This is a genomic window from Nitrosomonas sp., assembly GCA_031316255.1.
Classification (GTDB): Bacteria; Pseudomonadota; Gammaproteobacteria; order Burkholderiales; family Nitrosomonadaceae; genus Nitrosomonas.
Genome location: JALDQW010000001.1, coordinates 3,069,290 through 3,080,983, shown reverse-complemented (window position 1 = coordinate 3,080,983; position 11,694 = coordinate 3,069,290). Strand labels below are relative to the sequence as shown.

At 40.8% G+C, this 11,694-nt stretch carries 11 protein-coding genes; 2 read left to right on the top strand and 9 right to left on the bottom strand.

What is annotated here, in order from left to right:
• Positions 1–17 precede the first annotated feature (17 nt).
• Complete coding sequence (locus MRK00_13685; GenBank protein MDR4518417.1) at positions 18–761, bottom strand: transporter substrate-binding domain-containing protein; 744 nt, start codon at positions 759–761, stop codon at positions 18–20.
• Between the two features lie 11 nt (positions 762–772).
• Positions 773–2,251, bottom strand: a complete 1,479-nt coding sequence (locus tag MRK00_13680) for a hypothetical protein (protein MDR4518416.1) — start codon at positions 2,249–2,251, stop codon at positions 773–775.
• Between the two features lie 382 nt (positions 2,252–2,633).
• Here MRK00_13680 and MRK00_13675 point away from each other — a divergent pair, with 382 nt between their 5' ends.
• Positions 2,634–4,187: a M10 family metallopeptidase gene (locus MRK00_13675; GenBank protein MDR4518415.1), complete on the top strand. Its 1,554-nt coding sequence runs from the start codon at positions 2,634–2,636 to the stop codon at positions 4,185–4,187.
• 27 nt (positions 4,188–4,214) lie between these two features.
• Here the strand turns inward: MRK00_13675 and MRK00_13670 are convergent, their stop codons facing one another.
• The 4 genes from MRK00_13670 to hemE all read right to left on the bottom strand — a co-directional run bounded on the left by MRK00_13670 (position 4,215) and on the right by hemE (position 8,729).
• Entirely contained in the window at positions 4,215–4,925 is a 711-nt protein-coding gene (locus MRK00_13670) for a CPBP family intramembrane metalloprotease (GenBank protein MDR4518414.1), read from the bottom strand.
• 520 nt (positions 4,926–5,445) lie between these two features.
• Positions 5,446–6,786 carry a HAMP domain-containing histidine kinase gene (locus MRK00_13665; GenBank protein MDR4518413.1) on the bottom strand — a complete coding sequence of 447 codons (1,341 nt, stop codon included), beginning with the start codon at positions 6,784–6,786 and terminating at the stop codon, positions 5,446–5,448.
• Positions 6,767–7,456: a response regulator transcription factor gene (locus tag MRK00_13660; protein ID MDR4518412.1), complete on the bottom strand. Its 690-nt coding sequence runs from the start codon at positions 7,454–7,456 to the stop codon at positions 6,767–6,769. The genes MRK00_13665 and MRK00_13660 overlap by 20 nt, the downstream gene beginning before the upstream one ends.
• A gap of 211 nt (positions 7,457–7,667) precedes the next feature.
• Positions 7,668–8,729, bottom strand: coding sequence for a uroporphyrinogen decarboxylase (gene hemE / locus MRK00_13655; GenBank protein ID MDR4518411.1), 1,062 nt, complete (start codon positions 8,727–8,729; stop codon positions 7,668–7,670).
• A gap of 517 nt (positions 8,730–9,246) precedes the next feature.
• Between hemE and MRK00_13650 the strand changes: the two genes are divergently transcribed.
• Complete coding sequence (locus tag MRK00_13650; GenBank protein MDR4518410.1) at positions 9,247–10,590, top strand: diguanylate cyclase; 1,344 nt, start codon at positions 9,247–9,249, stop codon at positions 10,588–10,590.
• An 87-nt stretch (positions 10,591–10,677) separates the two neighbouring features.
• On the opposite strand, the gene MRK00_13645 is transcribed toward MRK00_13650, so the two are convergent.
• The 3 genes from MRK00_13645 to MRK00_13635 form a co-directional block, all read right to left on the bottom strand.
• Entirely contained in the window at positions 10,678–10,839 is a 162-nt protein-coding gene (locus MRK00_13645) for a hypothetical protein (GenBank protein MDR4518409.1), read from the bottom strand.
• Positions 10,840–11,055: 216 nt separating this feature from the next.
• Positions 11,056–11,286: a hypothetical protein gene (locus tag MRK00_13640; GenBank protein MDR4518408.1), complete on the bottom strand. Its 231-nt coding sequence runs from the start codon at positions 11,284–11,286 to the stop codon at positions 11,056–11,058.
• Positions 11,287–11,412: 126 nt separating this feature from the next.
• Positions 11,413–11,676, bottom strand: coding sequence for a transposase (locus MRK00_13635; GenBank protein MDR4518407.1), 264 nt, complete (start codon positions 11,674–11,676; stop codon positions 11,413–11,415).
• Between the last annotated feature and the right edge of the window lie 18 nt (positions 11,677–11,694).

The following is an 11,694-nucleotide window of genomic DNA, read 5'->3' as shown; positions in this document are numbered from 1 at the left end:
TAGAATTCGCATTTGAATCAATATTCATGCTCTTGAGTTATATTTTTTTCTTGTTTTAATTCATGTATTGCATGCGCAATTGTGTTGATTAAATGTTTTTGCGTTTTATGAAGATACAGGTACATTGGCTGAATTTCCAATGGGGGCGCTAGAAACTTTATTCCCTGTAATTTTTTATCATGTATTATTTTTTTTCCAACCTCATAATCCACAATGATAATATCCGCTCTATTTTGTTCCAGAAGATCAAATAACTGAACGGGTCGATGGACTTTTGTCAAAAAAGCAACGTCACCCACCTTTTCTTCCACTATTTTCGCACCTAAAATTATTCCCACACTATAAGGCGCCAAACTTTCCCATCCCTTAATTTGAATATCCATTTTTGTAACGGCATAAAACTGAAACTCACTGATACTTTCCGGAACGCGCACCAGATTTTTATATTTTTTCTCCATACCTTCTACCCGCACAAAAGTCCCGTCATCTATCCCTGAGTTTGCATTGAGAAGCGCCCGTTCCGGTGAATGTTCGATAATTTCCAAAGGAATATCGAGTTTTTTGAAAGCAGCTTGAATGATAGAAGTATTTTTGGCAGGCTGTCCTGTTACTGTATTTAGAACTATTGGTGTGCGTGAGCTGACAGGTTGTTCAGAATGTTTTTGTTGCAAATCCTCTCCCAACACTAGGAATGAAGAAAAAAACATACTCAGGATAATCAATAATATACAAACGGTTTGTTGGATTAATATTCTAAACATCGATTGGCTCCTTAAATCTTCCAGGGCTCGAAGATCCATGTTAATTGTAGCGAGATTCGGTCACCCAGTGTACTTACCGTCTCATGCACATTTTGCGTTACCAATGCATTTGCCTGAGGATTATAGATTGAACTTGGATTTGGTGCGGATCCCTTTCGATGTATGTAATTAAAAGTAAGCCGAAGCTTGGGTGTAAAATGGTAATGGGCGCCAACGGTAAATGATTGGAAAATACGTTCGTCTTGAGGCGTCCAGGGGCCTGATTGTTTATAGAGCAAATTATTTCTTCCATATCTGAAATCAAACTGCCATTTTTCACCAAGGAAAAACCCATAATCTATCGTTAGACCGCGTGCCATATTGCCTTTTTCCGCAGCAAAGCGAAGCGCATTGCCCGGTATTCCACCCAAGGGGTTCACAAATAACATACCGTCTGCAAACATGAGCTCAACCGACAGCTTCTGTCTGAACCCCATCAGCTCTCCGAGCGCTTTCATACCAAAACCGTAACGTGTACGGTTATATTCTTTTTTTTGAGGATCAGATGAAAAAAAACGATCACCAGTTTGGTACCAAGCAAAAAATTTGGCCCCATTCTTGCGAGGGCCGTGCCCACCAGGTAGATCACGATTCGCAGAAGCATAAAAATTCAAATCAAAGTTCTTGTCGATTTGCATATCATTAAAACCAATAGCGCCACCGTTTCCAGCCATGAACGCATAAGAAAGCTCCCACTTATCTTTCTGGAAAAAATCAAATAACTGGATCCCCCAGTCCCGCCCGGCTCCAAACCCAAACGCTTTAGAAACCGGAGTTCCAATGGTTGTGAAATCGTTGGGAGCGTTTCCAGCCAATGCCGGAGAAAGATTTCCCGATGGGAATCGTTCCAGCATTTCTCGGGCTATAAAATCGGTAAACTCGATGTAATCAAATACATGGATGGCTTGAAACAACTCTTCTGGCCCCGGTTTTTTGAAGAGCCCCATGCGTAATCTTGCTCCAGGGATATGATTAAAGGTTAAACTCAAATCGGTCACAGCAAGAACTTGATCTCTTTCCCCGAATGGTTTGTGCGTAATTTGGTTGGATCCGAACTCAGTCAACAAGAAATAATTAATTTTCGAAAAAAAACTGTTAGATTCAGTTTTTTGTATCCGCCCTCTAAAACCAAGACGTGCACGACGAACATGCAGCATACTTTGTTCATCAAAAAACGGAGATATCGTGTTTTGAGCAATCAATTTTCCATTGTCACCCTCTCTTGCCCCCTGTAGGTTAGAAAGCTTCTCGCCAAAATCTTCTGTATAGGACGGCTGAACAAACCCCCATAAAAGTGCACGTCTGTTTGGTGGTTCAGTTCCCTGTAGTTTTAGCCAGTTTGCTGCATTCGCACTCATGGATACATGACAAAGAATCCACAAAAAAAATAATTCTCTTAAAAAAAGACGTTTTTTGAACAAATTTTTGAAATATGGCTTGGGGTTACTCATTCATTTAGATAGATATAATTACTTGTTTATTCGAGATATCTTATCAAACCTTTTTTTTGATAAATCGACAAACAACCCAGTGATAAGCTGCCATTTTTGTTCATTTCAGAATGGGATTAAGGGGATACATCTCAATGCCGCTTATACTTAAACCTTGTCTGTTTTATTGCTTGCTGGTTAACAAATCAAAGAAAACCAATGCACATGGGTGAAAACCCGGGCTGGGGCTATGAGTCCAAACATTATAATATTTCAGAGTTTGACATTTACGATTAAAGGACATGAATGTATGGAGAAAGGTAGATGAATTGTTCAGAACAAACCTATTCTAAAAAAATATGCGGAATACCCAGCGTAATGATTTTCGATGAGGTGCATGATTATGCCTTCGCCTTTTTCATTCAGTGATATTTCTTTTGTAGATTTTACCGATTCAAACTCGGTTGATCCGCTCATCCTGGGTTCCCGCTGGCTGGATCCTGTCATCACATATAGCTTCCCTGACAAGAATGCGAGTTGGTTTGCCGATCCATTTTTAGGTTATGGCCCCGGAGAAGAACCGTGGAGTCCTTCTTATACACCACTTTCATCGTCAAACCAGTCAGATTTCAATAACGCACTTCAACAATGGGAAAATGTCGCGGATATTGAATTCGATGTCATCGAAGAAACCTCGAACAAAGTGGGTGATATTCGGGTTGCCTATACTGAAATCAGAGAATTGGATGACGCAGAAGCATGGGCCTACTTACCGACGCATGGGGTGTGGGGAGGTGACATCTGGATTAATAAATCAAGCAGTAGCGCAAGCTACGAATGGACAGCGGGCAGTTTCTCATTCCTGACCATTTTGCATGAAATTGGACACGCACTCGGCCTGGCACATCCTTTCGAAGACCCTGCATTCCCAATTGCAGACGACTCCATATCAGCGACAATCATGAGTTATTCTGCGCTCCCTGGAGATCAGAATTCAATTTTCGATTTTTACCCGACCACACCGATGCCGCTCGATATAAAAGCCATTCAACATATCTATGGCGCAAACAAAACCTTTAATTCAGGCGACGATATTTATCAATATGCGGATGGCGAAACCTATCATGAAACGATATGGGATAGTGATGGCATTGATACAATCAGTTATACAGGTGATCAAGTTGCGCTGATCCAACTGGAAGAAGGCCAGGGATCATTTATTGGCGAACCTGTTTATGGCACAAACAGTTCTGAAAGCATTAAAGTTCCCAACATCTGGATCGCCTATGACACCGTGATCGAAAACGCGAGCGGGGGACGCAACGACGATACACTTTCAGGCAACCAATATGACAATTATTTATCCGGTAATGAGGGAAATGATCGCTTTATCGGCTTTGCAGGCAATGATACTTTTCAGGGCGGCAGCGGAATTGATGAAGTATTATTTTATGGTAACAGAAAAGAATACACATTACAGAAAACCGAAGATGGAATTTTGGTTACTCATCAATCTGGAGATAAAGACCAGGACAAACTTATCGAGATTGAACGGTTATTATTTGACGATACCGGTATAGCACTTGACATTGACGGTGATGCTGGACAAGTCGCCAAGCTTATCGGTGCCGTCTTTGGCGCTTCTGCTGTTCAGAATAGGGACTTGATCAAAACCGGTCTGTTTTTCACTGGCAACGGTATCAGCAATAAACAACTCACATCAGTCGCACTTGAAGCTTCAGGCGCACATACCCACAATGAAATCGTTACACTGCTATGGTACAATTTACTCGGCAGCAATCCAACACCTGAACAACAACAACCATATATTGATCTGCTCAGTAGCAATAGCATGTCGCCTGAAGCTTTGGTGTCACTGGCTGCAAACTCATCCATGAACGCAAACAATATCGATCTTGCTGGCTTGGGCTTAAACGGTATCGAATTTAGCTTGTAATGGCATGAGTCTATTGATTTCGAAGCGTTACACTATGTCGATTTGACTGCTAAATACGCCTTTACGAATTAATGCCGAAACATCCATCATCAACGCAACACTGCAATGTACAAAAACACCCATCCAGATATTACGACTTTTTAAACTCATATAACCTAAAACCACGCCAGCAAAAATAGCGGCAATTGTTTCCGGCATCGGCTTGCCGAAATGAATCATACAGTATGGCACTGTCATGAAAAAAATGGCATAAAAACCAAACCGATGCTTGGTGCCATGCAGTATAAATCCACGGAAAAAGAATTCTAGTGCAACAAATTGCAGAAAATAAAAGATTTCCCAAATAAAAAATTTTGGAAAAAGATTCTCACCCGGAGCAACTTTATAAAATGGATATGTTTTCAAGAAACTTTCCGATGCCGAAAAATAAATCACCAGTGGCACCATGACAGCCAACATCAATAGATATAAATGATAGTATTTAAAAGCCCCCTTAAAACTTAGACCATAATCCGAAAAACTTTCCCTGAATATCCATTTGATGCAGATCGCAGGCAAAACACAATAGAAAAAAATTATCACCGACGCCCAATAAAGCGGCTTATAAAACTCGGCATCGGGGTGAACTGTCATCAATTCCCGTAGCTGCCTCGCCAGATCGATAAAGCCCAGATCCCGGAGCAGCGAAACAAGAAATCTGACATCCCCAAAATAGTACGAGCTGGTTAGAACCAGCATCGTTACGATACAAACAAGGATTACCTTATAATCGACTTTCGTTAAATTATTTTGTAAAAACTTGTACGAGTAAGCTTCAGTTCTAGCAAAGCTACTAAACAAAATCAATAAATTCTTTTTAATAAACATCTTATTGATCTACACACAACAAACCATAGAAAAACAGACGAATAACAGATATCAATCCCAACTGTTAATATTCACTAGAATATTTTTTAAACCAATAACAGGGTCTCCTACCTGTTTTATACCCCACAGCCACTATTGTTTAAAACGTTAAGTTCGGTAGCAGCTGAATTACCATTACCTAATATTATTAGTCGCTGATGTTTTGCCTGACGATAAACAACGATATTTTATTCGATTTTTCCGAATTATCAATATGCGTTATAGGGTTTTGTTGGACGCATATTGAATTTTCATCTTTTAATATTTTCCTAAAATTACGAGCTAATCAATATATCATCAAAAAGAAATTGTATTGATTAGGTATTTGAAATAGCGCCAAAACCCATCGAAATCAGTGCGGAGTATTGCCAATGACAGATTGCTTACTCAAAGCCAATTTGATATTCGCTGATAGTTGCAGTGGAAATATAATTCGAAAAGTCGTACCTTCTCCGAGCTTGCTTTCAACATTGATTTGCCACCCATAGTGATTACAGATTCGTTTGACAATTGGCAGTCCAATTCCAAGTCCGTCTACATGTTTGGCTCCACGAAAGAAGCGTTCAAATAACAATGGTTTGAATTCAGGCTCAATGCCTATTCCGGTATCGGTTATCGACAAACTTCCATTACTGTATTCCACGCGAATATAACCTTCATCTGTATACTGAATCGCATTACGCAACAAATTTGTAAGCGCCGTATGCAATGCTTGACGATTTAACTGAATAATTACGTTCGGATCGATATTGACAATCAATTTCAGCTTTTTTCGATGTAATTCGGGATATAGTGGTTCTATTGCATCATTTACACATTCTGCTATCGCAACAGACTCCATTACTCCCAGTGCCTGCTCACGCGCAAGAAACAACAAGGCTTGTAACTGTTCGCCCATTCGGGTCGTAGCGCCTTCTATCCGTTTAATACGCAAACGTACTTTATCTGACAGTCCCGGTTCAGACTCCAATAATTCACAACTGGTTAATATCGTTGTAATTGGTGTTCTGAGTTCATGACTGATATTCGCAGTGAATTCCTGTTCTCTTTGCAGCATACGACGAATCCTGTTTTGATAATCATCCAATGCGTGTGCAAGTTGCGCCACTTCCTCATCCATGTCTGGTCGCATTAGGGGTTGACCTTGAACATCACCTGGAGCGAGCAATCTGACTCTTTCCGCAAGGTCAGTTACTTGCTTGACAAGTATTCCAGCTAATACATAACCAACAACAAATGCGATTGCAACAACAGCAACCCAGGATAACAAAATCAGCAATCGTAATTCGCTTAACCGCTGATTGTGTAAAGTAATACGGTAGGCAACCAGAAATTTCACATTATCTACGGTTTGGGCTAGAACATGAATGTCCTCGAAATCATAGTAAATCCTGTGATAACCAGTATTTAATCCACGAAAATAGGACGGAATCTGCAATTCATCATCGATATCACGAATAACATAGCTTTTTAGATTTGAGCCGATATGGGAATAAATGTCTGAGTGCTTTCGATAACGATGAACAAGATGATCCATTTCCATCTTGATCACTTGTTTGATATGTGCTTCCTCAATATTGTCGGAGGCAACGTATAAAATTATCCCTAGCGCACCTACTGTAACAATGCAGAAATTTGCCAGTGCATTAGCAACGCGCAGGCGCAAGCCATGTTTAATCCTGAGTTTGAGCACGAGAAATTAGGCAATACCCAATACCATGGATTGTTTCAATGGGATCATAACCGCAAGTCCGCAGCAACGCTCGCCGTAAAACATGCATATGGCTACGCAACGTATCACTGGTTTCCTGCATTTCTTCCCAGGCTTCGGATTCGAGCTCTTTGCGACTAAATACGCGCCCCGGTTCACTCATCATGAGCGCCAGCAAACGAATACATTTGGGCGGCAATTTAATTTCCTTATCTTCAAAACGAATTGAAAACGTTTTTGGATCATAAGACAGGTTATCTACTTCCAACATTCGGCTCGCGACTCGCCCGGAATAACGTTTGTGTAATGCGGTAAGTCGGGCCTCAACCTCCTTGAGTGCAAATGGCTTAATCAGATAATCATCTGCACCGTGTTCAAAACCAATCAACTTGTCGTCGAGTGTGTCTCGTGCTGTCAGCATCAGTATAGGCGTATCTAGTTGAGATTCCTGTCTTAATTTTTGACATAAGGCAATTCCACTCATCCCAGGTAAACCGAGATCAAGCAAAATTGCATCGAATTTTTGTGTTACTGCCAAATGAAGTCCTAGCGCACCATCTGCAGCTGCATCTACGCTATGCCCCCGTGATTCAAGAAACTCGTAAAGATTGGCAGCTATGGCCAAATCATCCTCAACAATCAATATATGCACTGTATTACCTTTTTACAACGAATTACGAGTACTCTATCCATCTGTTATTGTTGGGTGCCGCATTGTCATCACATTATGCTCCACAACGCAGTACACAGGAAAGAATTTCCTTACTTTCTTGCCATGTACTTTGGCGAGCTCACTGTACCCGGTAATATCAAATTAATAGCGTACTAGACATCCAACCATAACAATCCAAGATTTATAATCGTTAATGAAATTTGCGGCTCAATGTATGCACGGCTTCAACCAGTACAGCCGCATTTTCAGGTGGTGTAAACTGGGATATTCCATGTCCCAGATTAAATACATGACCACTGCCGTCTCCATAACTTGCAAGAATTTTTTCAACCTCTTTAGTAATCACTTCGGGCGAAGAAAACAATACCGAAGGATCGAGATTGCCCTGCAGCGCCACCTTATCACCAACCCGGCGGCGGGCATCACCAATATCTATCGTCCAGTCCAGACCCACTGCGTCGCAACCAATATCAGCAATCGTTTCAAGCCACAATCCACCGCCCTTGGTGAAAACAATACTGGGTATACGCGCACCACTCTGTTCCTTTTTAAGGCCATTCACGACTTGATGCATATAACGAAGTGAAAATTCCCGATAAGCTGCGTGAGACAATGCACCGCCCCAGGTATCAAAAATCATAACTGCTTGTGCTCCCGATTCAATTTGAGCATTCAGATAAGTTGTGACCGCCTGGGCATTCTTGTCCAGAATCTGATGCAATAATTCGGGTTCTTTATACAACATCGTCTTTATTTCACGGAAGTCAGTTCCACCGCGCCCTTCAACCATGTAGCATGCCAGGGTAAAAGGACTACCGGAGAAACCGATCAAAGGCACGCGATTGTCAAGCGCTTTTCGAATTTCCGAAACAGCATCCATGACATAACGTAACTCAGTACCCGGATCGGGTATTCTCAGGGCATTGATATCCGCTTCATTTCGCAGAGGTCTTTCAAACATCGGCCCCTCGCCTTGTGCAAAATAGAGTCCTAACCCCATTGCATCCGGTATAGTTAAAATATCTGAAAATAAGATCGCTGCATCCAGAGGAAACCGTTCCAATGGCTGCAAAGTTACTTCCGTGGCGAGTGCAGGTGTTTTACACAATGTCAAAAAATCACCCGCACGAGCACGGGTTTGATTATATTCGGATAAATACCGCCCTGCTTGGCGCATAAGCCATACGGGTGTATATTCAACCGGTTGCTTCAATAAAGCACGTAAAAATGTATCGTTTTTGGGAATCGTCATTAATAAGCCTACACACTGTTTGTTTCTTGTTATTTTGAAAGGCTATTCTCTTAGCAGACTGTCAGACACTATCCGTGACCATCCGAGTTTTTGTTGCCATTTAAATGGTATAAAACAGGTCTGGAATGCGCATTTGTTCATATATGCCATATCCTTGTTTTTGCTGCATCAAAGACGGCCTCAGATTTTTTCAACGGCCTTTGTGTACTAACCTAACTTTTTATCAAAGTCGCTATATTACCAGTGAATAGCAGCGACGTACATTGACAATTTAACCAGTCATTCGCAGCAACTAGCGATAAAGCACTCTACTGGCCGACCTGGATTTGCATTGATAGGGAACAGTTGTTTTTTACAACCGAACAGATTTTCTGTTTTTCTGTCTAAATATGGTTTATTACGGCTGGTAAATGTGTTCCAATCCTAACTGCAAATAATTTGGAATGTTCCTGTCAAATCGTCCTTTCAATAGTTGGCGCCCTGATACTGATATTAAAAGATATAAATAAGCGTAAGCATGAATAACTTCATTGATCGACAACTACACCAACAAAATCCTGGACATTTGGCCATTTTATTTCATGTGCAAACTACATGTGTGGTACTGGCCGGAATTATCGCTTTAATTACACTATGTGGCTGGCTTAGCCCTTCGGTCGCTTCGATATTGCCCGAAGGTTGGTTGCTTATGAAACAAAATACAGCGCTGTGTATTGTGATTGGCGCATTAACCATTTTATTAATTCAAAAAGAATATAGTACGATAACAATCCAAATATGCGGAATTACTATAATTTTTTTAGCAACAGTTTCGTTGTACGGCCACATAAGCAAACAGACGCTTTTACTTGAAACATTCTTGATGCAAAATAATTATGCAGAATTATCAGGCAGGATGTCAGTCCATGCCGCAATTTTTTTTAATTTGTTGGGTTTTTCTTTTATTACTTTAAAAAAAGAACAAAATCATCGCAATGATATTCGTGACATCCTAACCCTGCTGCTCATTGGTATGGTTTTGGTAATTTTTTCAGGTTATTTTTTTTCGGCAACAAGTTTATACGGCCATTCGAGAGAAATTCTGGTTTCTTCACAGACATTTATTTGCATGTGTTTGTTGACGTTTGCAAATTTTGTCCGGGGCATTTATGGCGGGATTTTTTCATTATTTCTCGGTAATGGCATTGGAGGCTACACCGCAAGGGTTGCATTGCCATGGGCGTTAATTGGTCCATTTGCAATCATTAGCGCCATCAACTATTTTTCGGCTCCACATAACATTTCGCAAGAAATTCAAATCGCACTATCAGCGACCCTGCTATCACTCATGTTCTTTTTCATTATTCTTTGGTTATCGAACAAAATCAGTTACCTGGAAAATAACTTACACAAGCAGGCGCTAACCGATGAAATGACCGGACTATATAATCAGCGCGCTTTTAGCATATTGGGCAAGCAATCCTTTTTAGAAAGTCTTCGAAATAACACTCAATTAGTTTTGCTGTATTTTGATCTGGATGGACTAAAACGGATAAATGACACGCTCGGACATCAAATCGGATCGGAATTGATTGTTGAATTCGCAAATTTATTGAAAGCAAACTTCCGCCGCAGTGAAATGATAGCACGTGTAGGGGGCGATGAATTTGTGGTTTTAAGCAAGAAAAATGAAGTAGAAAAGGCACTCCTGCGACTGGCTGATGCAGTCAATGCTGCCAACAGTAAACACAACAGGCCTTACAAAATAAATTACAGTCAAGGAAAAATCATTGGAAAAGCGAAAGACTTTGAATCTCTTGATGATCTTCTGACACAAGCTGATGCGTCAATGTACGAGAATAAAAAAGCAAAAAAAGTATGAACTCTTATGATTTTTGATCACTTCCAGCACAAAGCCTCAATCGTTTCGATTCTTCTCAGACACCAGACTTCATAACAAAACTTAAAGCTACAACATTTCAACCAATTCGTATTGAGTGTCGGTCTCATCCAAGCAATCCGAATCACCTTTGGCCAGTTCCATCTCGCCGATGATCGCTACAATCCGGCTATCAGGGATCATGCCATCAGCGACATCATCAATATCGTCTGGAAAGCGCTCTGTATTCATTGCAGGATACCTCCGCAATTACTGATTAATGAGACGACATTAAAACGTAAATTTTGCAATTCACAAAGTAAAGACAAACCGAAATTTACCCCATAATTCATGAATTTATTGTATCTCTTTGGTTAAATCCCCTTTTTCCGCCTCAATTAATGGCGTACCGAATGGCGCCGTTCAGTGCAAGATCCCGTGCACGGCAGACCCAGTGCGCGGCACAAACTACAGCAACTTCGTCAGTGTCGCAACAACACCAATTGTCACCACAATCATCGCTCCTAGTTTAATAATAAGACGATATTCGAGTTCTCGCAGGTCAGTTTTCGTAGCAACCTCGGCTTCAATATGCGCATCCCGGAAAGCTTCAGCAATCGCTTCAGCTTGTTCTTCCGAAATTCCTGCTTCTCGAAGGCGACGAATAAACTTATGTGTATCAAAAGATATAGTAGGCATTCGTTTAATTTATTTCTAAAACCTTACTGTCACTTTGCGTTCAAGCAAATAAATTTATTTGAAAATTCAAACCAATTATAAATGTGAATTGCATAATAACCGACATAATCTATTGAATCAATTATATCAATTATATGGATGTCCTTTATTTGTTTTATTTGTCTTGAATATGACAAGCGAGAATGTAGCTATGCAAGACCAGACCCAGTGCACTTGCTCAGACCCCGTGTACTTGCTTGCTACAGCCTGGCTCAGTCCAATCAACCGATCTGCCTGACGCAACAATAGTACGCCGCCATCCGATGTGATATCTCCGCCTTCAAAATTGACTTCAACCACGCACTTTTTTACTTCTGGAAAATTAAACGATCTCTGGGTACAATCTGTCACTGGCAATTCCTCTCTTTT